The sequence below is a fragment of the Aquitalea palustris genome, assembly GCF_003693445.1.
GTDB classification, from domain to species: Bacteria; Pseudomonadota; Gammaproteobacteria; order Burkholderiales; family Chromobacteriaceae; genus Aquitalea; species Aquitalea palustris.
The window spans coordinates 14,384-37,725 of sequence record NZ_RFAR01000019.1 but is presented as its reverse complement, the minus strand read 5'-3'; the positions used below and the strand labels follow the sequence as shown (position 1 = coordinate 37,725).

19 protein-coding genes are annotated in these 23,342 nt (G+C 59.9%); 4 read left to right on the top strand and 15 right to left on the bottom strand.

Translation table 11 applies throughout. The features are described from left to right. Positions 1–163: 163 nt before the first annotated feature. Complete coding sequence (locus EAY64_RS05635; protein WP_103523810.1) at positions 164–1,060, bottom strand: LysR family transcriptional regulator; 897 nt, start codon at positions 1,058–1,060, stop codon at positions 164–166. 101 nt (positions 1,061–1,161) lie between these two features. Here EAY64_RS05635 and EAY64_RS05630 point away from each other — a divergent pair, with 101 nt between their 5' ends. From EAY64_RS05630 to EAY64_RS05615, 4 genes are all read left to right on the top strand, one after another. Next, positions 1,162–2,430, top strand: a complete 1,269-nt coding sequence (locus EAY64_RS05630) for an MFS transporter (protein WP_103523809.1) — start codon at positions 1,162–1,164, stop codon at positions 2,428–2,430. 520 nt (positions 2,431–2,950) lie between these two features. Continuing rightward, on the top strand, positions 2,951–3,922 hold the full coding sequence (locus EAY64_RS05625; protein WP_103523808.1) for a DUF2726 domain-containing protein: 972 nt from the start codon (positions 2,951–2,953) through the stop codon (positions 3,920–3,922). Next, on the top strand, positions 3,919–4,608 hold the full coding sequence (locus EAY64_RS05620) for a hypothetical protein (protein WP_103523807.1): 690 nt from the start codon (positions 3,919–3,921) through the stop codon (positions 4,606–4,608). Before EAY64_RS05625 ends, EAY64_RS05620 begins: the two co-directional genes overlap by 4 nt. 10 nt (positions 4,609–4,618) lie before the next feature. After that, the gene (locus EAY64_RS05615) at positions 4,619–5,050 is read left to right on the top strand and encodes a hypothetical protein (RefSeq protein ID WP_103523806.1); all 432 of its coding nucleotides are present in this window, start codon (positions 4,619–4,621) and stop codon (positions 5,048–5,050) included. Between the two features lie 565 nt (positions 5,051–5,615). Here EAY64_RS05615 and EAY64_RS05610 read toward each other — a convergent pair. The 14 genes from EAY64_RS05610 to EAY64_RS05545 all read right to left on the bottom strand — a co-directional run bounded on the left by EAY64_RS05610 (position 5,616) and on the right by EAY64_RS05545 (position 23,308). Beyond that, a complete protein-coding gene (locus tag EAY64_RS05610; protein WP_147456185.1) occupies positions 5,616–6,152 on the bottom strand; it encodes a hypothetical protein in 537 nt (178 codons plus the stop codon). Between the two features lie 2 nt (positions 6,153–6,154). Continuing rightward, entirely contained in the window at positions 6,155–6,685 is a 531-nt protein-coding gene (locus EAY64_RS05605) for a glycoside hydrolase family 19 protein (protein WP_103523804.1), read from the bottom strand. Then, positions 6,682–7,023, bottom strand: a complete 342-nt coding sequence (locus tag EAY64_RS05600; RefSeq protein WP_103523803.1) for a hypothetical protein — start codon at positions 7,021–7,023, stop codon at positions 6,682–6,684. The genes EAY64_RS05605 and EAY64_RS05600 overlap by 4 nt, the downstream gene beginning before the upstream one ends. A gap of 3 nt (positions 7,024–7,026) precedes the next feature. Beyond that, the gene (locus tag EAY64_RS05595) at positions 7,027–7,323 is read right to left on the bottom strand and encodes a hypothetical protein (protein ID WP_103523802.1); all 297 of its coding nucleotides are present in this window, start codon (positions 7,321–7,323) and stop codon (positions 7,027–7,029) included. A gap of 2 nt (positions 7,324–7,325) precedes the next feature. After that, positions 7,326–7,754, bottom strand: a complete 429-nt coding sequence (locus EAY64_RS05590) for a hypothetical protein (protein ID WP_103523801.1) — start codon at positions 7,752–7,754, stop codon at positions 7,326–7,328. Further along, positions 7,754–8,959: a hypothetical protein gene (locus EAY64_RS05585; protein WP_103523800.1), complete on the bottom strand. Its 1,206-nt coding sequence runs from the start codon at positions 8,957–8,959 to the stop codon at positions 7,754–7,756. The genes EAY64_RS05590 and EAY64_RS05585 overlap by 1 nt, the downstream gene beginning before the upstream one ends. Before the next feature lie 60 nt (positions 8,960–9,019). After that, entirely contained in the window at positions 9,020–15,373 is a 6,354-nt protein-coding gene (locus EAY64_RS05580) for an LPD22 domain-containing protein (protein ID WP_103523799.1), read from the bottom strand. A gap of 3 nt (positions 15,374–15,376) precedes the next feature. Then, a complete protein-coding gene (locus tag EAY64_RS05575) occupies positions 15,377–17,569 on the bottom strand; it encodes a transglycosylase SLT domain-containing protein (RefSeq protein ID WP_103523798.1) in 2,193 nt (730 codons plus the stop codon). Continuing rightward, positions 17,569–18,096: a virion core protein, T7 gp14 family gene (locus EAY64_RS05570; RefSeq protein ID WP_103523797.1), complete on the bottom strand. Its 528-nt coding sequence runs from the start codon at positions 18,094–18,096 to the stop codon at positions 17,569–17,571. The genes EAY64_RS05575 and EAY64_RS05570 overlap by 1 nt, the downstream gene beginning before the upstream one ends. Positions 18,097–18,174: 78 nt before the next feature. Further along, complete coding sequence (locus tag EAY64_RS05565) at positions 18,175–20,475, bottom strand: phage tail protein (protein WP_103523796.1); 2,301 nt, start codon at positions 20,473–20,475, stop codon at positions 18,175–18,177. Positions 20,476–20,480: 5 nt separating this feature from the next. Then, on the bottom strand, positions 20,481–21,155 hold the full coding sequence (locus EAY64_RS05560; RefSeq protein ID WP_103523795.1) for a phage connector family protein: 675 nt from the start codon (positions 21,153–21,155) through the stop codon (positions 20,481–20,483). Between the two features lie 74 nt (positions 21,156–21,229). Then, complete coding sequence (locus EAY64_RS05555) at positions 21,230–21,601, bottom strand: hypothetical protein (protein ID WP_103523794.1); 372 nt, start codon at positions 21,599–21,601, stop codon at positions 21,230–21,232. Positions 21,602–21,646: 45 nt separating this feature from the next. Then, positions 21,647–22,150, bottom strand: coding sequence for a Bbp16 family capsid cement protein (locus EAY64_RS05550; RefSeq protein ID WP_103523793.1), 504 nt, complete (start codon positions 22,148–22,150; stop codon positions 21,647–21,649). A 147-nt stretch (positions 22,151–22,297) separates the two neighbouring features. Then, complete coding sequence (locus EAY64_RS05545; protein ID WP_103523792.1) at positions 22,298–23,308, bottom strand: major capsid protein; 1,011 nt, start codon at positions 23,306–23,308, stop codon at positions 22,298–22,300. Between the last annotated feature and the right edge of the window lie 34 nt (positions 23,309–23,342).

The window sequence follows — 23,342 nt, the reverse complement described above, 5'->3', positions numbered from 1 at the left end:
GAAAAATCGGCTATTTTTGCCAATTTTGGATAGACAAAATGCAACACGTCGCCACTCCCCAGGCCAAGAGCGGCTAGCAAAGCGGCGTAGCGTCCTGGGCAAGGTGGGCTGATACAGGCTGGTCAAGCAGTACGCCGCCGCCGCAGGGATTTGGTGGGTGGTGCTAAACCGCAGGGATTTCATCCCACAAATGGGTGATGAAGCCGCTTACCAGTGGCGAGCTGTCACCCGCGCGCGTGGCAATGCCCATGGCCAGATAGGCACCATCGTCAGTCAACGGGATATAGCGCACCCCCGGCAGCTGCACGCACTCCAGCGGCGATGGCAGGATGGCGATGCCCAGTCCGGCGGCCACCAGCCCCACCTGGGTGGTGGCTTCGCCGGCTTCCTGGGTGATGCGCGGCTCGAAGCCGCAGGCCTCACACAGCTGGCGGATCACACTGTGCAGGCCAGTGCCGGCGCTGCGCGGGTAGCTGATCATGCCCTCGTTGCGTAGCTGGGTCAGCGACAGGCTGGGCGCGCCAGCCAGCGGGTGGCTACTGTTGATCACCACCAGCAGCGGATCGCGCCGTAATTCCTGTACCAATATCCTGTCAGCCGGTGACAGCCCGTTGAAGCGGACAAAGCCGACATCGATTTCCTGTTGCTGTAGCGCAGCAAACTGGTCGGTGGTGAACATTTCGCGCAGGGTCAGCCGCACCGCCGGAAAGTGCTGGCGATAAGCATGCAAAGCAGCCGGCAGAATGGGGGTGAGCGGCAGAGAGGATGTAAAGCCAATGCGCAGCTCGCCGATTTCCCCGCGTGCGGCGCGGCGGGCCTGTTCGGCAGCGTCCTCGGTATCCGCCAGAATGCGCCGGGCACGCAGCAGAAACTGCTTGCCGGCTGCCGTTAGCTCCACCTTGCGCTTTTCCCGCAGAAACAATGCGGTGCCCAGCTCGGCTTCCAGTGCCTGTATCTGCTGGGACAAGGGCGGCTGGGCCATGTGCAGGCGTTCGGCGGCGCGGGTGAAGTGCAGTTCTTCGGCCACGGTGACGAAATAACGTAGATGGCGTAGTTCCATATTGATATTTTAAAAGTATTGATTATTGAGTAAAGATATATTGGACTGAGGTTTAGTCAAGGGCTAAGCTCAAGTCCTGTATCACTGCTAGTGGTTTGATCATGCCTTCCGACTCTGCCTCCTGTGCTGCTACGCTGAATTCAGCTGCCGCTGCCACCCAGGAGAACACCATTTCCGCGACTCCCCGTCTGCATGCTGGTTCCACTGCATTTCGCGCCACGGCGCGTGCCATGTTTGTGGGTGGCTTTTGCACTTTTTCCATGCTGTACAGCATGCAGCCGCTGATGCCGATGTTTGCCCACGACTTTGCCCTGTCGCCGGCGGCGGCCAGTAGCGTGCTGTCGGTGCCCACCACCGGCCTGGCGCTGGCGCTGATTCCGGCCAGTTTTCTGGCTGACAAGGTGGGGCGCAAGCCGGTCATGAATATCGCGCTGAGCCTGGCGGCATTGCTGATGCTGCTGGCGGCCTTTGCGCCCAGCTTTCAGCAGTTTCTCTATCTGCGTGCCATTTTTGGTGTGGTGCTGGCCGGCTTGCCTGCGGTGGCCATGGCCTATCTGAGTGAAGAGGTGGAGCCGCTGTCGCTGGGGCATTCCATCGGCCTGTATATCGCCGGTAATGCGCTGGGTGGCATGAGCGGGCGCTTTCTGGCGGCGGTGATTGCCGACCATTTTGGCTGGCGCGCTGCCGTGCTGGCACTGGGTGTGCTGGGCGTGGCCGGTGCCATCGAGTTCTGGCGCAGCCTGCCGGATTCGCGCCACTTCAAGCCGCTGCCATTGAATCTGGCCGAGTTCCGCCGCGATGTGGCCAGCCATTTTGCCGATGGCGGCCTGCCCTGGTTGTTCTTGTCGGCCTTTCTGTTCATGGGCTGTTTTGTCAGCCTGTACAACTACCTGGGTTTTCGCCTGCTGGCCGCGCCCTTCAATCTAAGCCATAGCGTGCTGGGCTTTGTGTTCTCGCTGTATATGGTGGGCATCTGGGCCTCGGCCTGGGTGGGGCGCATGGCCGACCGCTTTGGCCGCCGCAATATGCTGTGGCTGATGGTGCTGCTGATGGCTGCCGGGCTGGTGTGCACGCTGGCCGACTCGCTGTGGCTGATGGTGCCGGGCATTGCGCTGTTTACCTTCGGCTTCTTCGGTGGCCACTCAGTGGCCAGCAGCTGGATAGGCCGCCGTGCACAACGCGGCAAGGCGCTGGCCTCTGCCTGTTACCTCACCGCCTATTACCTGGGCTCCAGCGTGGTAGGCTCCTTCTCCGGCCTGCTGTGGGGCATGGGCAAATGGAATGGCGTGGCAGCAATGATCGCGTTGGGCTTGCTGGCACTGCTGCTGATCGCCCTGCGCCTGCGCAAGCTGGAGCCGCTGGCGGTGTGAAGGGCTAGCCAAGCCGGCTGAGTGCTGGTGGTGGATAGGCAGTGGTGCAGGGGAATGCCTGCGCTCAGGCCGGTATCCCGCTGCATTGATATCTGACTTTCGAAGAAGTCGGACTCTCTGATTTCTCCTGTCCATTGCTCCGCGCTGCAATGGACAGGCATTTCAACATCATTGAGCGCAGGTGACGCAGCGCCTGAGGCTTGCGATATGTCATGTAACAGGCCGTGCAGCGTAGCAGCTGATTCTGCTTGAAGCCTGCTCTAGTCCGGTGCAGACCCGGTATCCTGTCCGGCAATGCGGGCTCGGCCACTTGCCGTCTGTCCTGCGCACTGGCCACTGCGCAAATGAGCAATACCAGGCTGCTCATCAGGCAATTGTTATTTTGCATGCATATTGCTCCCATTGCTTGGCCGGCCAGTGTAGCGTTGGCATCTGCGGGCGATCAAATATCTCACTTGATTGCCGGTTGCGGGTGGCGCTTAGCCTGGTATCCGGTTAATTTTCCCAATATGATGTTTGGATGATTAAAGCCATATCCTTTTCCTTGCTGCTGGTCAGCGCTACTGCAACCGCTCAGATTTACACCTGTACCGACCCGCAAACCGGCCGGCCCATCTATAGCAACTACCCCGGCTGTACGGTGATGAATGCCGGGCAAGCCGCGCCTGGCCAAGTGGTGCAGCCGACTCCGCCGGTACAGACTACGCCGCAGCCGGAACCCACTACGCCAGCCACGCCGCCCGTGCAAGTTATTACCCCGCAGCCAGCGCAGACGGCCAGTCAACATCTACCGCCTCTGCCGGTTGTTTCCCCCGCGCCATCCTTGATGGGGCCCATCATGGGTGCGCTCAAATGGCTGTTGTTCATCATGGCTATTGTGGGTGCGCTGGTCATGATGATGCCCAGGCAGCGACGTGGCGCACGCGGCCGTGGCAAGCAGCCTGATCGCAGACAGGATCCCCGCACGGAATCCGCGCCCGAGGCGCCACCTGAATTGGTGTTTCGCCCGGTGCTCAAGAAGCCGATGGATTACGGCAATGCTCGCTTCTGCCTGAAAAAGCCGGCCTTGCTGTCAGCGCGTGAGCAGGGCTGTTACTGGCGGCTGGTAGAGCATCTGTCGCCGGACTTTATCGTGCTGGCCCAGGTGGGTTTCAGCCAGTTGCTGAGCGTGAAGGGCGGGACGGGCAGGCAGAACTATGCGCTGTTCGGCACCATGCGCCAGAAGGTGGCGGACTTTGTGGTGTGCCGCAAGGACCTGAGCGTGGTGGCGGTCATCGAGCTGGACGACAGCAGCCACCGTGGCAAAGAGGAACAGGACAAAAAACGCGACGCCGCCGTGCGCCAGGCCGGCTTGCTGGCCTTCCGTCTACCCAATACCCCCGGTAACGAGCCGGTGAAGAATCTGGCCGATGTGCTGCGGTGGATGTACCTGGGCGCAGATTCTGTATCATCCACGACGGGGCAATCTCCCACCGCGAAGGAAGCACGATGAAGCGAAGTTTGGCAGCGGGTATCACCCTGCTGGCTGTGATAAACGCCGCGCAGGCCATGGATGTTGAAGTGCGTGGCCAGGCTGTGCTGATGTCTGGGCCGGTTACCGGCATCGAGCTACGGGTGCTGGAAAGTACGCTGGAGAGTCATCCAGACATCAACACCGTGGTACTGAAAAATTCGCATGGCGGCGATGCCCGTACCGGCTATGCGGTAGGGGAGTATATCCGCGCGCACAAGCTCAATACCGCCTTGTCCGGCTTTTGCATATCCTCCTGCTCACGCATGTTTCTGGGTGGGGTGCAGCGGCAATATTCCGACGAGCAGCCGCTGGACAAAACCTATGTCGGCCTGCATGGCAATTATGCTGCTGATGGCAGCCTGCAAGCGGGGCGAATGGGCTACCTGAAGGACTGGGTCATCAAATACAGCGATGGCAAGGCCAATCCGGTCCTGGTGGAGCAGTGGGTGCATATCCCCAATCATCACGGTTATATCGCTTTTTATCACCGTGATGCCAACATCCTGCCGGGTACGCAAAAGGTGATGCTGTGCCAGGGCACCGAGGATAAAGGCAAGAGACAGGAGCAATGCGCCAAGCCCGAGATGGGCGATGCGCTGGCTAATGGGATTGTCACCTCATGGGCGATATATCCCTTGCGTGACAACACGCAACAAGCTGACTGAGGTTGGTTAAATGCACAAGCTGATTGGCTGGTTGCTTCACGTTTTAAAGCTGGGTGCATTGCTTGTGCTTTTGCTGTGCTGGGGCGGTAATACGCCGCATTACCTAATTTCCAACTGGGTGGGTGCACATTTTCCCTGGTCCAGCAGTCACCAGCGTGTGGATGTTTGGGCTGGCTTGCTGGTTGAGGGCCTATTGATTCACCTCCTCATGGCCATCATTACCGTGCCAGTACTGCTGCTTATTTATCGCCGTCATGCCGCCAAGGTGGCACTAGCCCTTTCCCTTGTTTTTATCACGCGCGCCATGGCTGAAGTGCCGCTGTCAGCTCCATCGCATATCCTTTTCCTCTGCTATCTGTCCTCAGCCAACCTGATCATGATGGTTGGTTTGGCTTGTTTGATGATTAAATTTCTCAATGTGCGCGACTGCAGAGCAAAGTAAATATCTGCCCTTCACTTTTGGGGCCATTGTTTGCCCATGCAGCCTATCTTGATCATTCTTGCCTTGCTGTTTCCCAGTGCCGTGTTTGCCGGCTTCGACGAAGGACCGCAGGCGTACCGATATCCGACCAGACGCACAGCGCCAGTCCAGCGCCATCACTGAGCATGTATAGCTTCTCCGCAGGCTTTGCGTTGCGAATGCGGGTGTCTGTCAGGGGGGTGGAGGGCTTGGGCATGGTCGTACCATCACGTAGTGATCTCGACCCATCAAAATGAAATGATGGTCGATGCATGGCGGTGCGCCAGAATGAAGAAACCGCCACGTTCTGCAAGGGTTTCAGCCATTTTGGTGACAGAAGGTGACGGTGTCTGAATATGGGGTGGCGGAGGCTGTGGGATTCGAACCCACGGACGGTTTCCCGTCGGCAGTTTTCAAGTCCTGCCAGTAAATTAAATAAATCAGCAGCTTACAGATTAATCGTTTCCGCAATCGCCCCTGTTTGTCGCCTTTCAAAGCCTTGATTTTACTAGGCGCTAAAAGGTGGATGCGGAAACGATTTTACCGGCTACTGCTTGCCCACCGGCACCGAGTTGGCCAGCAGTACGTTCTTGTCTTCGCTACCCTTCGAGCTGCCAAAGTAGAACGCAATTACCTGCTCAGCCTTGGCCGACAGGTAGCCCACCAGCGTGCCTGCGAGGACGCTGTCCACATGGCTGTAGCCTAGCAGCGTGCTGCCCACCATGGCGATGAAACTGCCCACGATGGTGTAGGCGAGCACCGGCAGGGTATACGATTTGGTACCCACTTGCATGGTGCGAGCACTGGCACGGTCAGCAACCTCTTGCTGGTAAATCTGCGCCTGGTAGTCTAGCTGCAGCTTCAGCATGGTTTCCTTGTGCGTATCCTCGAACTGCTTGGCCTTGAGCTGCGTGTCAGCATTCGCCGTCAGAGCGGTGAGGATGTCTTGCGGGTCCGCCGAGGTGCTGCCGATGGCTTGAGCCAGGGCCGTACCGATGGCGGCGCCACCGGGAATCGGCAGCGCTGCACCCAGAAGCGGCAAACCGAGCTTGGCCACCGCACTGCCCAATTGTTTCCAGTCCATGTTCATGCCCCCAGTACTTGCTTGGCTGTTTCCCAGATCGCTTGCCGGTCAGCCAGGCCATTGGTGCCGCCGTTGATGCGGCGGGTTATCGTGACGAACTCGCCAGCGTCGGCCAGTTCGTTTAGACCATGATCCTGCCAGAACTGGCAGGCGGACAAAGCCGCATTGCTTGGTTCCTCCAGCAACTCGGGCCGATCAACCAGTGGCAGGTTCAGCTTGTCGGCCATGGCTTGATAGTTGGCCCGGCCGGTGATCTGGATCAGGCCGCGCCCACGGTATCTGAAACCGTCACCCGGCACTGTGTTGCCCAGGTCGTCCCGGCCTTCATAGCCTTGCTGCGCAGCAGTCGGCCCCCACAGCTCACGCACGTAGACTAAGCGGCCCGACTCGTGGCCGACCTGGGCGAGGAAAGCCGCCTGCCGGGCGGGCGTGCCGATGTCGTAGAGCTGCATGGCAGCAGACAGCGGGTCGGCCCATTTGGAGGCGCGTTCAGCCGGGCAGCCAATGGCTGCGGCGAGATCTTCAGGTGTCATTTGTCAGCCTTCTTTCCGATTTGCCGGTACACATCCTGGAGCTGGTTGTCGAGCTTGTTACCAAGCTGATCGAACCGCTGGTCAAACTTGTCAGCGATCTGATCGAACTTACTGAACAACTGGTCGCTGAGTTTCTCGAGGCTGGACTCCAGCTTCTCGAACTCCTCCCGGCGAACAAAGTCCGTTGCCACTTTCAGCGACAGGTCAGAGAAGTCGCGCTTCTGGGCGGCCAGCTCGATTTTCAAATCCTTGACTTCGTTGTGCGCGTTCTTGAGGAAGTACCCCAGCACGCCCAGCATGCCCACGCCAGCGAGCTGCAACATCGTGTTTTGGTCCACGGGTCACCCTTCTTGTTGGAGGACCGCCAGCGCTTTCTTCGCCCTGGCGATGTCGGCAGCGATGGCATCTTCGCAATGCGTAGTGCTACCCATGATGAAATTGACGATGCGAGAACCCAGCGGCTTGCCGTTACGCGCGGCCAGGCCGGCGCGGCTCGATATCGTCACCCCGATGGGGGCGTCCCAAATCAGGTCTTGCACGAACATGTCGAAGCCAACGACCATGGCGTGGAGCCATCCGGTCGTGACCGCACCGATCACCAGCAGCAGGATAAGCAAGACGACGATTTGCAGATCCATGGCTAGGCCCCCGGCGCGTGAGCAGTCCAGCCGTAGGTTGCTGGCTGGGGCAAGGAAAGAAGCAGGGTAGCGAGCGTGGGTATGACTGGGTTGGGCTGACTGCTCAGGGCAGCAGACTGGGCGTAGCAGGCCTGCCACACTGCGTCGCGCCATAGCGTCGCGGCCTTTGCGTCTGCAGCGTACTGGGCCACACTGCTGTTGTAGTAACTGCAGCAGGAGGCGATGCCGTCATATCCATTCGCTTGGGCGGTGGTGTCGAGCCAATGCTGTACGCCTTGTTGAAGCGATGCGAGTTGCTGAGCGGTGTTCGACGTGGCGGGCTGCACCGCGCACGGTGTCAGACCTTCCGTCCATTCCGGCATGTCCTCGCCGTCCGGTACGTCGACTTGGTAGTAACCGTCATTGGCGTCTTTGAAGGCGTGGATAGTCATCATGCGATCCTTGAAATGGTGAACTGCACTTGGGATGAGTTGCCGTTACCGTTTCCATCTGTTTTGGCGTTAATCACACTACCGGCTGCCAAATAGCCGGTCCATGCCGCGCATGCCGCATAACCGCTTGAAACACACGTGCAAGACGCCAGAACATTTGCCGCAGTTGTAGAACCGATCACCGTGGTAGGCTGGTTGTCATTCAGAGTGATGGCAATTGTCTGCGCCGATGTATTGCTATCTGAATAGCTGAGTGAATAGATACCGGCATTCACGATGGTAAAGCTTGCCCCCAGCGTGGCGCTGTCGGCGTAGCTAACATCACTACTGCCGGTATTGGTCACCACATTGGTGAATCGGCGGTATTTGGTATTTGTCGATCCACTACCATTTGGCGTATTGACGCGAATCACAGAATTAAGCGCAGGGTTCTGCCCCCACACCGGCGCTGCACCAGTCTGCGCAAGCAGAACCTGGCCGGTAGTGCCTGTTCTGTCCAGCTTGGCCAGCGTGGCAGACCCGGCACCAAGCTGCGTGGCACCAATACCACCGGTGCCGATATTCGACACGGCAGCCCCGGCAGCCAACATGGCCGCCGTCACCCCGCCGTTGCCAAGGTTGCTAGCTGCCGCCCCACTGGCTAGCTTGGCTGCGGTTACGCCACCGTCAGCAAGCTGGGTGGTGCCAACAGTACCCGCGCCAATCCCCGCCGGAGTGCAGTTCACTAGGGCAGTGCCTGCCGCGTTCCATCCCAGCAGCTGGCTGGCTTGTGGGGTAGGTAGCGTGGCAGAGAACCCGCCCTGTACCGTGACCGGGTATTGCAGTGCGTTGTTCAAGCCGAGCTGAAGCTGCTGGCAAATCACAGTCAGCCGGTCGAAAGCATCCGTTACGCTTTGTGGGTAGAAGTTGCCGGTGTTGGCAATGTTGGTCGGCTGAAGCACAGGGACCGAGCTGGAGATGGTCAGCGTGTAGCCTGCCGGTGGCGCGGCGTTCATCGTCACCGTGCCCCCTGGGCTGTTGTTCTGATCGCTGTTCAACACGACGCTGTACTGACTGGTTAGCGTCTCGGTCGTGCTGTTGCCTGACGTATCGGTCAGGATCACCAGGACGTCGGTCGCGGCAAATACCTTGAACGCAAACGGGAACGCCGTTTGGGATGCGTTCCCTGTAAATTGCACAACGCGATTGGTGCTGCTGATGGTCATGACGGACACTCCGGTGTGATGCCTGAAGTGTCCGTCACGGGCCGTCGCCCTTGTACACCGCTAGTGTTTCGTGTGTGTACCCACCGTCAGACCCTGGGCGTGCTCAAGTGCATCGGCGGGCTGGGGTTTGTTGCCGGTGGCGATGTCATACTCGTACTGCGCCATTTTGCCCAACTGGCCAAGGCCCGGGATGTGCAGACCCATACCCGCAGCGTCGGCGATATGCTGGATCGCACCCGTTACGTGGTGGCCGGTGGCCGCCTTAACCCCGTCGATTAGTGGCTGAGCCACGCTCTGCATCCAGGCTTCAGGGCCGATCACCCCCGCATGGTGGTAACCCATGGCAAAGGAGTAGAGGTCCCGAGCAAACGGGATAGTGCTCACCATCTCATCGCCAGTCGCCTTGGCCAGCCAGCTCTCCCAGTCGTCCGCCTTCGGCAGTCCGTCAGTGACTGCGCCAGCTACCAAGGCGGGGACCAATACCGCCATCATGCTGCGCGCCAACACTTCGGGCTTGCTGATGCCCTGCGTCTTAAGCATGCTGGTCGCGTTCAGCAACTGGCCCAGCGTGTTGTTCTGGAAGCCGTAGAGTGTCGTGAACATCTTTACGCCCTCATGTGGGGTGGACATGGTGTTACTGCGCGCAGACTCGATATTGCTGCCGTGGGCCTCCCGTACCATCTGGTTGGCGTAGGCGACGGCCTGGGCTTCGGTCATCGGCTTGCCGGTACCCCCCATGCGGGTCGGTATGCCTTCCGTAATGGCTCGGTCGTATGCAGCCCACGCGGTAGGCACTGCCGACATCATGTCAGCCCAGGCCACGGCAGAGTGCCCGAACCGTTCTGCCCATGCGCGAGGGCTTTCCGGCTGGTACAGGCTGCTGACCGTTTCTCGATAGTCACGGTCTTGCTGCAGCAGACGGGCGCGGATCTCGCTAAATTTCTCTTGGGCCGATGCAATCTGGTTGCTGTAATCGGTCACCAGCAAACGCATGCGACCCAACAAGTACTTTTCACCCCCGCCGACAAAGTAGCCGGCGCTTTTGAACAGGGCAGAGCCGCCGTGCTTGAGCACAGTGGTGGCGCGCAGTGCGATGGCGTTCATGACCATGCCAGTGCGGGTGTAGCGGAACCATTTCCCCCAGCCCTCTGCTTGCCGGTCTACGGTCTCGCTGTTGGCGATACGGCCAAGCCAAGTGTGCAGCGCATCGTAATTTTCGCGCCCGAAGGTTTTCAGGAACTGGCCACGGAAGTCGCTGTCCGTGATGATCTTATTCACGTTCACCAAGGTTTCTCGGTAGGCCAGGTCGTGAATGGTCTCGGCGAGGGCGCGCTCGAATCGCTCGTGGCTCAGGTCCAGCGCATCAGCGTAACCGTCATTCCGGGCGTTCATACTGCCGTTGGTTGTGGTGTCGCGCCCAAAGAAGTCGTAGCCAAACCGGCCAGCCTCGACATCAATCGCCCGTTCGGCCTGCTGCTTGGCCCCCAGCCGGCTGCGCAGGGGGTCATAGCGAATCGGCATGTAACCGCCGGGCATGTCTTCCACGGTGCCATCGGCAAGGCGCAGACGGTACGGGCGCGCCTCCACCTTGGGTGGCACCACTTGACCCATCCGTTCATACATGGCCTTGGTATCTTCCCAATGGTGGTTTGCCATCTCCCACTGCGTCTTGACCGCGGTGGCGTCCTCTTTGGTCAGCTTGCCATCCAGGAAGCCCCATACCGTAGCCGGGTCCCAGTTGTACCCCTTGGCCAGCTTGTCGAAGTTGGACTCGCTACCAGCATGGGCGGCCATCTGGATGAGGTTGTCTCGGCTGATGCGCATGTATACCGGGCGGCCAGACTCTTCCGTCAACTTCGGGTCCAGCAGAGTGGAGTTGTCGACAAAGTTGTGCAGGGACTGCTGCCAGTCCTTACCCAGCTTGTCGGCAACTGAGCGAGCGATATCGGCCTGCTGGCGCGTCAGATCAATCTTGCGATAGTTGGCGTCGAAGACACTATTGAACAGCTCGTGGAAGGGGCCGAGCAGCTCATGGGCGTCGAAGTGGTTGGCCTTGTACTGCTGCGGTTTCAGCGAAGCCTCCGTCGCGCGCAGCGCCGCCCCCATTTTGGCAAAAGCCAAAGGGATTTGACCGATTCCCCGTTTGTCCGGGGCATTGTAAAGTTGGTCGGGGGTGAACTTCTGGGCATGCTCTTGCATCTTGCCGACAAACTCGCCAACCACGTCCGCCAGGGCCATGCGTTGACCGCGCCAAGTGGCGGTCACCTTGTCCCGACCGATTTTCTCGATCGAGCCGATCATGTCACGCAATCCACGTAACTCTTCCACGGTCATACTGCGATACTGGGTGCGCGGCGCAATTTGCAACGCAGCTTGATCGATGATCGGCGTGTAACCAGCCTGCTGCTGGGATTCGGCCCACTGTTGCAGATTTTTCTGCGCGCGGGACGGTTCGTCGGAAGGGTTAATCCTGAAATCGTATTTCCCCAACTCGGTCAGGATCTGCTCCCGTTCCTCTGGGGCGATCTTCTTAAGCGTACTCTCGCGCTGGAAGCGCTTGAAGTAGGTGAGGGCGCTGCGTACGTCTGCCAGCGCTTCGGTCGATGACTTGAACAGACGGTTATTCAGCAGGGCCGCCCGTTGCGCCTGCGCCGCCCCCATGGGGTCTTTGGGGGCCAGCTTGAGCAGTGCCTTGTTGGCTTTGGTCTCTGCGGCACTGTATTGAGCAGGGCGCAGGTCGCCAACCTTCTTTTGCGCGATAGCGACATCGGCGGCGGCCTTGGCCGCTTTCTCGATATCACGCACCGGCATGGGTGACTTGGTCAGTACCTTCAGGCCAGTGGCCATCATCTTGGCCCGCGCATCGTTGTGGATGGCAACTTCGGCGGCGCGCTCAATGCTAACCGGGTCAACCAGGTCGCCGTGGCGCTCCAGCATGCGTTGGTCGGTCATGCCTTCGATTTCGTCTTTGGCCCTAGGGGCGTTCAACAAATCGTGCACCAGCTCGCGCCCGCTGTTATAGCCGAACATATCGGCCACCAGGTCTGGGTGCAGACCATCTTTAGCGTGCATGCCGCGCAGCCCATCCAGGGTGGTGCCGCCGAGTTCGCCCTTGGGGAAAAGCTCGGACAGGGCGTCGGTGTTCAGCTTGTAGCCCTTTTCGGCCTTGATGGCATCGCCATTCGGGTCTACGGTTTCACCCTTGGTCAGCCAGGTGCGGGCCTTGTTGACCGGCTGTTCCATTACCTCTTTGGTGACTTCGGCTGCAATCTTGGCGCGCTCGTCCCGCGCTGTGCGCTGCAGATCCCGCATGGCCTTGGACTTGGCGTTGCTGATCCACTTCATGTCGCGGATGCTGCGGGTCTGCATCTCGCTGATGGCCTGGTCGGTGGCCTGCTGACCTAGTGACTGATACTGCTGCGTCTCAGGCGTCACTTCCCCAAGCAGGTCCGGTGTCAGGTAGCCGCGTACCCGCTCGGCTTCGCGGATGGCGTCCTCGCTCGCTACCATGCGGTCGAACACCCCGCGCACCTCTGGGCTCAACTCTTGGCCAACACCGGTCAAGCTGCGGTACACGTTCATCAGCCAACTACGGAAGCGGCTGAACAAGGTCTGCAGCTCTGGGGTAGGGGCCTTGCCCTCGAGCAGATAGCGTTCAAACCCTTCGGCAAACTGCTCATGGCCAGCGCGGCGGGCGGCCATGTCGCTGGCGCTCCAGTTGGCCAGGCGGTCGGCGGCGGTATCGCCTTGGGTGCCAAAACTACGCAGCAGGGTGTCGAAGTCGCCGCGCAGCCCTTCACTGGCCTCCGGGCGCTGAACAAACTCGTGCATGGCCTCCAGCCAGTAGTGGCCGGTCTCATGCAGGAAGGTGGACAGGTCGGCGTCTTTCAACAGACCGATGGTCTTGCTGGCAGGGTCGAAGTAGCCACGGTCCCCCTGGGCTGTTATAGTTTGTTTCAGAGGCTCATCGCCTGATTCAACACTACCGCCTTTGTGAGGCGGATTAGTGAGGGGGTCAGGTGACTGGGCCTCTTTTGCATTGGTCAGCAGCCCCATGCCTTGGCGCAGCGTGTTCTTGACGCGTTGGAGAATCCCGTCGTTTGAGGGGGCTTGATCTGCTACACGACTCTGATAGAACTTTTGGATGTCCTGATCTACAATGCTGTCTGAGGCGTCGGAGCGGCGAGCTGTGTCATCCGCTTCACCAATGCTGGCAGTGTCCGTCCTCGTGTCGGCAACGCCTCTTTCCTTTTTCTTGAATGCAGTCAGCAACCAGTTTTTGGCTTGGTCGTCCCATGTCAGGCGAACGCTGGCCTTGTGATCTGCAGATTCCATGCGCACACGGTTTGTCCCGCGCTGAACCACTTTCATTTCCGAAAGCACGTCCTGCAGCTTGTCTAGGACCTCTGGATGGTACTTGGCCAGCTTGGCTACGCCATAACCGTCGCTTTCTCCCGTACCCTCCTTGCCGTAAACCAGATCGATGTCGCCAATTTCAGGGTGGTGCAATGCGCCAACAGCTTCACCGCTCTTGTTCTTGAGCAGGTGGGCAATCGCCCCCGGCGCATCGTGGTGGAAGTCCTGACTGATGGGGCCAAACGGACCGTCCTGACTACCTTGAGCAAGGTCACCGGTACCGTCGCCCTGGACGTGCAGGGGCAGCATCTGGTGCACTTGATCAATAGGCATGCCCTCGCGGTCTGCCAGCGTGGCAACCAGTTGCTGGTGCAGGCTGGCGTACTGTTTGTTCACATCGTCGGTAAAGCGGCCTGCGCTATTCAGCTGAGCCAGGCGGTCGTCGTAGACAGCCTGCAATGCTTGGTCGCGTGCGTCCTGCGCTTGCTGTTTATCCGCCAGATCCTGCGCCTGCTTGACCAGCTCGCCTTGCACATTCGTGCGGTAGTCCTGCGCCTGCTGGTAGGTCATGCCGTCAGGGTCGGTCTTCAGGTGCGGCATCAGCGCGTCGTCAAGCTTCCCGCCCGCGATGTGGGTGGCGTAATCGGCAACAGGGATGCGCACATCCCCCATAGTCTGCAGCGCTGTCGGTAGCTGCTTGGCGACATCGGGCATCAGGGCTTGCAGCTGGTTACGGTCTACGCCGGACTGGTTCAACACGTCGTCGAATAGCTTGCCGTCGACATAGACATCGGACAGGTGGCCGTCCTCCGTCACGTTCTGGATGAACTGCTTGAACGCATCCGGGTCCCGCTGGCGCAGCTTGCTGCCGGTGGCCAGCTCGCTCAACGTGGCCAGGCCTTGCATACCCTGCTCGGCCTGGGCCGCCTTGACCTCCTGCCCATAGTTCTCGCGCACCGCGCTTTCGAGTGCACCGCCCCGGCCTCCCATGGCGCCGGAGAGAATAGCGCCGGTAATGCCGTTGACGATGACGTCGCTAATGTCGCGCGGCTGCTGCATGCTGTCGGGCATGGCGGCATTGGTGACTTGCCGGTTGGCTTCTCCCGTAGCGATACCGACCGGTACGCCGGTGACCAGCCGCTTGAGCAAACCACCCTCCATGCCGATCGGTAGCACCCCCATGGCAGTGTTGGTGCCATATGCTGCGGTTGCGGCCTTCACTGCTGCAGCGGCACTCCCAGTCTGCTGGTATACGTCATTGCCGGTGTTCACTGCCGCCGTCAGCGCAGGAAACGCCATCGACTTGGTTGCATGCTCTACTGCGGAGGAGACAGCCGTCCGTGCTCCAAGCACGCTGGCGGGGGCGGCAACTCCACCCATGCCACCGGTGGCGGCAACCTGGGTGAACATCCCTGCGCCAGCGCCAACAGCGTGTACTACCTTTTGCAGCACCCCGGCGTTGGGCGACAGGTTGAAGTAGCTGGCGTTATCATCGAGTGGTTTGACGAAGCGGTCGAAATACGCATCCTGCGCCGCCGTACTGTCCTTGCCGGTCACCAAACTAGCGGCCTTGTCGTAAAGGGTCGGGAACGCACCTCCTACGATATTCAGCCCCCTGGCCGCACTGTTGAAAGAGCCAGCAAAGCCTTGCAAGCCAGCATAAGCCGTATCACCGATTTGGCTAAGCCACCCTTGCGGCTGGGCGGCAGGCGATGGTGGGGGGAGCGACTTTACGGCCTGTTCAGTTGCTGCAAGGTTTGGCAGATCGTCGTGCGCAATCGCCGCGAAGTTGGGGCTTTCCAAGTTGGCTGCAAGGTGGGGGTACTGGGTCTGCAGTTTGCCCACGTCCATGTGCAGCATGGTTGCCGTGCGTTGTGCCGCATCTGGGTCAAACGCAACGGACTGTTGCGGTAACCCGGTCGTCTTGGCCAGTTGCTGGATCTGAGCGGCCTTGTCGGCAGACTGCCCGACGTTGGAGTAAATGTTATTGCGGATGGCGGCGCCCTGGCCGGTCATCATCTCATCCACGAGGCTGTCGTAGGGGTTGGAATCGGCCATCCGTTAAATCCCTTTTTTCCGCCAGTAGAGGCGCATGATCATGTCGTTGGAGGGGTTGTAGTTGCCGCGCTTGGCGAGCGAGTCGGTAATCTGCTGCTTGTCGCTATCGGGAATGTCGCTTGGCTTCATGCCCAGATAGGGCATGTTTCCGGCGGATGTCGGAATCCCCAGAACCGTGTTGTGAAACTGGTAGTTCTGCACAAACTCATGGTCCAGGTACTGACCCAGCTGGGCTTCTGTCATTTTCTGACCGGTCTGCTGCTGACGAGCCAGAATACCGTCATGGAGGTACTTGTTGATTGTGCCGACCTGATCGCGATCCGCTGGTTTGCCATTAGCGTCAAGAAGGCCGATGGATTGGAGCCTGTTGTTCAGCAGCCGATTGAATACCGGGTCGTTGACCGTCTGTGGACTGGTATCGATCTTCCCGCTCATGAAGTCGGAACGCTGCTTGGTTAGCTGCTTCTGCGTGGCGTCCGTAAAATTGTTCTGCACGAGGGCGTTCCACTCTGAATCGGGAATGCTGAATGCTTTTGCCGGGTTCTCCTGGATGGTGTGCCAGGCGGCCATGTTGTCCTTTTGCACCGGGTTGGAGATGTTGCCGGCGTACCGCTGCAGTTCGGGCACTTTGTCAGGCGCATCGCGAAATACGGCGGCCCGGTCGCTGGGTGTTAAAGCACTCCAGTCGCCGCCGTTTGCAACAAGCTTCTGCATCGTTTGCTGGACTGTTTGCTCAGCCTGTTGTTTTTGGCTTTCCTGCTGGACGGTGAATTGCTGCTTGAGCGCGGTTGTCGCTGCTTTGACCGTGTCGGGGTCTGGATTCGGGCCGAGCTTCGCCAGTACTTCAGACTGGAGCTGCTCAATCGTCGGCTTAGCGGGGGCGCCAAGACCGGCCTGAAACTGGCTTGTACCCTTTTGCACGTAGTTGACCGTTTGCTGATGGTTCGCGGGTGATTGGTGATTAGCCAGCGCGGCCATCCAGTCGCCGCCCGGACCCGCCTCGGCAATCGCTTTGTCTACGTTTCCGAAGCCTGCGTTGTAGGCCGCAAGCACCTTGGCCGGGTCACCGCCGTAGCGCTGGGCGAGGGCCGCCACGTAGTCGCGCCCAACACGTGCGCGCTCTTCCGGGCTGTCATCCTGGGCGGCCTTTACCCCCAGTCCGGGGTTTTTGGCGGTAGCGTCCATAACCTGCATGCTGCCTTTGGCAGTGCCTTGGCCCGGTACGTAAGGGCCGACAGCATTGGGGTTTCCGCCGCTTTCGATGCCCTGCACAATGTTCGTTAGCCTTCCCAGATCAGTAGGCTGGAACGCAGACTGATGGTTGCCGAGCACAGTCTGCACTGCACCCATCGCCGCATGCGATACCTGATCCTGGTGGATCAGCCCTTGCAGCTTGAGCGCGCTATCCGGGTCTATCTCCGGATGGTCTTTGAGAATCTGCTGGGCTACGTCACTGCGGCCGTTGTCGATCGCAGCGCCAGCTGCATGCACAAACATCAGGTTAGATGCCGATGCCACCATGCGGTTGGCGGTAACCGGGTCGGCTCCCTGCAATTGGGAGAGCATGTAGGCATGCTGTTTTGCGTTCTGCAGCGCAGTGTCAAAAACGCCGCCCTGAGTGCCGTAATCCTGCCAGTTGGTTTTGGCAGCATCCAGCGAGTTCTGCACCAAGGACTGCTGAGTTCCGATGTTCAGCTGCATGTTTTCCCTGGCGACGTGCTGCTGCACTTCGCCCTGGAACTGGGCCTGCACTCGACCAATCTGGTTCAGGAACACTTGCCGCTGCAGGTCGTTGCCCAGCCCGGCAGCCTGCTGGTCGATCACGCTCTGCAGCTTCTGGGAATAGTTCTCCGCCAGGCCCTGACCGGTGGCGTCCGGCTGAACGGCCGACATGCCTTTTTGCGCGGTGTAACCGCCGTTGGGGTCCTGTTGTGTGCCGTAGGTCAGATCGTTCTTGGCCTGCAGTACCGCATTGGTGGCAAGGTCGACCCGGCTCTGGTTTGCTAGCATCTGCTGCTTGGCGGCGAAGTCGGCATCCTGTACGCCCATTGTTTCAAGAGATTGTCCGGCGCGCTGGGTCTGTTCCCCGGATATTTCTCCCTGTAGTAGCTGGCGGGGGCCGAGACCTTGAATGGATGCGTTGGGCAGCCCTTGGGGGGCAACCTGCGGAGTATCGTAAGTCGGAGCTGTGGGCATTAGCTGAACCACCCTTTGACTGTGCCCCAAAAGTTGGGGTTACCGTTGGCCGAGGAGTAGGTTTGCCAGGCGGAATTGGCTTGTGTTGCGCTACCCAGCAGAGAAGTACCGACAGCCGCAGTAGAGCTGATGCTGCTTGCGATTTCCTTCTCGGCGGTGGCGTTGCTGGCGTAGTCGGCGGCTTGCGTTTTGTAGCCCCACGCCTGTCGCATCGCGTTGTCCATGATGGTGGCGCTGTCGCGCTGCCCCATGAACTGGGTGGTGGCCAGCGTGTTGAGCGCGCTGCCTTGTGACATGTCCACGCCGTTGGCACCGAACGCCGCTCGTTGAGCACCGAATGTCTGAGCGGTTTGCAGGTCGTGATTCATCGCGGCCACTTGGCCGTTGTTCTCGGCGACTGTCGCCTGATCCTGCGCGATGATGGCGTTGTTGGCCATCACCTGGGATTGGTAGTTGGCGGACGCTTGCTGCGCAGCTGCCTGTTGGCTGGCACCATAGGCTTTTGTCGCTGCGCCAGCCACCATCATGGCCCCTGATGAACCCATGGGAAAACCCTCCGTACGTTACCGGAAGGCTATGTCCGATTCACTTGGCCTTGTACACCATCAGCTGACGGAGATATCCAAGGCCACGGAGGTCAGCGTCATGGGGAGCGGATCCGTCTGCTGAATGCAGATTGCCCCGTCGAATTGCCATGCGGGGGTGATTACCACCGGCAATACCCCACTGAACAATGCCGGCTGGTTGCCGGGCAAGTCCTGGAAGCTCCGCTGTGTGGCGAGCGTCAGGGTGTTGAAGTCCGGACCGACGTACACGCCGCTGGTGCGATACAAGCGTAACCACGCCTGGGTGACGTTCTTCTCAAGCGTCTGCCCCATGGCGGTGTCAACCTGCAAGGAGATCGGCAGCGTCTGCACCTGGGTGGTAATCGGCAGGCCGACAACAACCTTGGTGCCAGGGTAATCCAGCGTAACCACACCGCCGCTGCTTACCTGACGTGCGGGGATCGGTGCGCCATCCACCAGCACGTTGACCGTCAGGCCCGCCAGCCAGGTCAGGCCGGAAACCTGGGAAACGTACTGCGCCGGTGTTTGCGAAACGGTGCCACTACCCTGGCCAACGGTGGTTGAAGTCAGGACCAGATTGTTGGTATCCGTCACGCTGGTAACGGTGTAGGTACCCGAGAGCGCAGTGTTGCTGAAAGTGAAGTATGCGCTGTTGCCTGTGCTGAGACCGTGGGATGGGATATTGCAGCTAATCGCCGTCCCGGACCAACTGAAGGTGCCGGGCAGGAAGTTGGTGGCGCCGCTATCCACGAAGAAGGCATCGGAAGGCGTGTTGAAATATCGCGTGTGCATGCGCTCAATAAAGCGGCGCGTCACACCGTTGATTACCCGGTTCACGATCAGGTAGAGCATGTCCTCGCTGGCCAGTGTGCCTGCGGGCTGCTCAGTGATGCAGCAAACTGCCTCGACGTTGCCGCCGAAGTCATGGCGGTGCCAGGCCGCAACCTGTTGCTCGGGCACGTAGGTCATGCCCAATAGGTTCCCGTTGGTCGATACCGCCCACAGGATAGGGTAGGGTGCCCGGCTGAAGCACATGTCCAGCACTTGGTTGTAATCAAAAAGATGAGGGGCCAGCACGCTGATGTCGTTGGTCAAGTACGCCTGGGCCTGCCAGTTGTAGGCCATTTCCCGAATACGGCCGCCGCGCGCCTGGCTGAACAAGACGGTGTTACCCACGACGATGGGGGTGACGTTGTTGGCACCGATGTAACTTTGCGGCTGGACCGACAAGTTTGACGCCCAAAGCGCGCTGCCATCTGTTGAGGAGACCCGCCATTCGCAGCTTGCCGTCAGCATGATGAGGTTGGCCACCGGCACCAGATGGCGAATGGCTGAGGCTTCGCGGGCTGCGATGCGGAAAGCCACCCGGTTGCTGGCCGTTACCGGCAGCGTGTAGGTCAGGTTGCTCTCGGTGCCGGACATGGTCATCCAGACGTTCTGGGGTGCGTTGTTCGTGCCACCAAAGCACCGCCGTTGCTGGTAGTAGGATACCGCCGCCGGATAGTTGCCCACCGCGTCGTTGAAACCGCTGTCCATGATAGGCGGTGTCTGGCTGGCGTTGGGCGTGATGTTATTGTCGATGAAGCTAGTGGCTGTGGCCGCTGCTTGCCCGATATAGCCCCACAGGCCGTTCACCAGCTTGTAGACATTGAACCGAATCGGCGTCACCCCGGTTGGTAGCGTCCAGGTGATGGTGTTGTAGTTGCCCAGCAGCGTCAGGTCGTTACTGATCGCCGTGGTGACGTTCGACGCAATCGATTCCTGCAGGTCGCCCGTCTGCACAGTGGTGACACAGTACTGGTAGTTCACCGGGTTCCAGCTGGAGGTATGCGGAGATGTTACCGTTGCGGTTGCCCCTGTTGGGCAATAGGTTGGGATGGCGAAGCTTGGGTTGGTCAGCGTCCAGTTGGTTGCCCCTAGCCGGCGCAGTTCTGCGATAGGGTAGTTGGGGTGGACCAGGGTCAGCACGTCAGCGGACTGCACGTAGTGGATGTTGGCGATGTCGGCCTGAGCGTAGCTGTTTGCCACCTCGTACGGTACGCCGCCGTTCATCAGCGTGCCGGCCTGGGAGTGGAACCGGAAGTATCCGGCCCCAACCTCGATGGCCATGGTCTGGGTGATCGAGTAGGTGAAGGGAATCAGCCGGGCCGGATTGGCGCTGCTCTTGATCTCGCTGACGAACTCGGTGCCCGGCCGGTTGGCGACCGGCCCGTGTGGAAGCACGATAGCGTTGCGGCACGTGGCCAAGCCGGTCTGTTCTTTGGTCAGATCCAGCCGACCGTACATCTCCGGGGTGATCTCGCCGGCGGCAAAGCTGCGGTCGAATGCCTTGGTGCCCATAATGCTTACCTGTTGACGATCCAGCCGGTCGTGATCGGCGGTTTGATGTTGCGCTGGTTGCTGTCCGACTCAATCGCCGCACCGAAAGCACGCTGGAACTGCTGGAGGCAGGATTGCGTTGCGTTGCGGCCTTCGCTGCCCTTGATGAGCGGCCCGGCCATCTTGGAAGCCAACAGCCAGGTCAGTGCCTCGATAAACAGGGGGCTGAAGGTGGTGGTGTCGGTGACCTCCGCTGTGTATCGCAACTCCGCGTACTGCATATTGGTCAGAATGATCTGGTTGCCGTTTGCGTCGATCTCGTTCGAAAAAGGCACGGTGTTCGGAATCCCTACCTCACCACTGTAGCGGGACGGGTAGCTGCCGTAGAGCACCAAAGCCCCGGCATAATCGTCAGTCGCGTTGGGGTCGAGGATGGCCAGTAGGTTAAGGGCATCGGGCGGGCACTGGTACGTGTACGACCACTGGTTTGGTTGGTTCGACTCCGACAGTAGCGGCAGGCTGACGCGCTTGGTGGCGAACGACCAGGTGTGCATTTCAAGCAAGGCGTTGCGCGCCATAGGGTAGAAACGTGCGCACATTGCAGCCTGCGCGCTGCCGCTGGGTGGCACCAGGGCGGTTACCGTCGCCGGGTCTCCAAGGTAGGCCAGGGACGTGTTGCAGATATCGACCTCAGATGGCACGGCGTGGCCCTTTCAAAAAATCGGGGGCCTAAGCCCCCGTGCAATCCACTTCTAGGAGACAGCGATGAAACCAGTTACACCAGGTCGCTTTCCGATTCGCCGCTCTGCTTGTCAAAGTCAGCAACCTTCTGTTCGGCTTCGCGAGCGGCTGCTTCTGCGTCAAGCACCTGGGGAATCAGATCGGCGCGAGTAGGATCGCTTTCCAGTTGCGCTTTCAGCTCTTCGTAAGCAAGGCGCAACTTGCGCGCTTCGGCGTCGATGGTGTCGCGGATAGCCTGCTGGGCTTTCTTGAAGGCCGCAGTGGTCTTTTTGTTGACCAGCTCAATACCTTCTTCAGCTACGCCTTTCAGCTGTTTTGCCAGTTCATCCGGGTAATCGAAGATTTCGCCGATGCTGTACAGCTTGCCGTTGTGGTGGACGGTGGTGAGGGCACGGACGTCTGCCATGTTTCGTTCTCCTTGCACGACCGGGCCGGGGCCCGGTCAGCGCGATTAGGCTACGGTGAAGCCGGAGTTGAACAGGGTGTTGTTGCCCTTGTCCTGGAAGTTCTTCACAGTGGCGGCGAAGAACTGGCCGGTGGCGTTGGTCAGCGCGGCCGTGCCGATGACATAGCGCAGCGCGATATAGCGACGCGCTTGGTACGGGGCGGCCCGATCCCAGTGCAGCGGGACCAGGGTGCCGGCTGTCAGCGCGGTGTATGCGTAAGCGTCAGTCTGCACAATCACGTTCACGTTAGTGGAGATTGCGCTGTCATCCGCCTCGACCAGCTGGAACTGAACAGTGGCTGCGCCGCTGGAGGTCAGGGTCTGCATGATCTCGATGGCGATTTCCAGCGCTTCGCCCTGGCCGATGTCGCGCGCGGTGTTACCGGTGCCGACGCCTGCGAGGTCAATCACGTTGGTGGAAAGGGTGTTGCCGGTGGCAGTGACGAGCTGACCCGAGACCGTATTGCCGGTGATCGAGCCGCTCAGCTGCAACAGAGAGTCGACGTACATTTTCGTATCCTTTACTGGATGTTCTGGCCACCGGCCGGAATCTGGGTCAGGTAGTAGGCCCAAGGCTTGGCGCTATTGACGCCGCTCCAAGGCTCGGACTGCACCACGAAGTTCTTTACGTAGTACATGATGCGATCCTCCGTCCTATTAGCTGATCTGGGTTTCGGTGGTCAGAAGCTGGTCCACGCGGCGCAGCGGTACGCCCTCGAAGGACAGCCACTGGTACGGGGTGCCGAACTGGTTCAGGCCTTTCTCGATAGCCAAAGCGTAGTTCGACTTGTTCAAGGCCTGAACGCGCAGGAAGCTGTACACGGTGCGGTTCATGTAGAAGCAGGCGCGGCCCTTGGCCAAGTTCGGGATACGGTCCAGCGCGCGGGACAGCAGGCTGATCAGGTCGGCCGGCGAGCTGTTGGCAGTCAGTGCAGACACCGAGATGTTTGCAATGCGCACCACATAGCGCCAGTCTTTCACCACCAGGCCGTTCTTCCACTGGTAGTGGGTCTGGTAGGCTTGGTAGCGGTTGCCGTTCGCATCCAGCACCGGGGCGTCGGTAGTGACATCCTCGTGCAGCAGGCCGGCTTGAGAGCCTTTCGGGAACGGGCAGAAAACCGTGTTTTCACCCCATACCACCAGCCACACCGAGGTGTTGGTCGCGCCAGCGGTACCGACAGCGTTCAGAATGTTCTGGCCGTTGTTGGCACCGGAAATCGCGCCGTAGCGTGCTGCCAGACCGAGGTACTGGCGCGGGTCATTGGCCGGGTTGCCGTAGAACATGGCGTTGGCCTGTGCCTGGCTCATGGCTTCCAGGAACGGCTGGTCTTCCGACAGGCGGAAGTCCGAGGTATTGCCGTTCAGGCTGGCCAGATCCTTATCGACCACGCTGTAGGCTTCCAGCATGCCGCAGCTTTCATCCACCTGCGCGGTGGTCGATTTGCTGGACGGCACGCCTTGGTTCAGGGATCGCCAGTAAACAGCAGGCAAGCCGGTGCGGATGGTGACGCGATGACCAGTCGGCAAGTTGCCTTCCATGAATACTGCGTCTTCCAGGATCTCGTTCGACTGGGTCAGCAGTTCGGCAACAACCGGCACTTTGCCATCGGGGTCAACGCGCTTGGCCCAGTCGGCCAGGGTGAGCGCGCCAGTAGAGAGTACAGCCATGTCTTGCTCCTTTCAGCGCCTCGCGGCGTTAGAA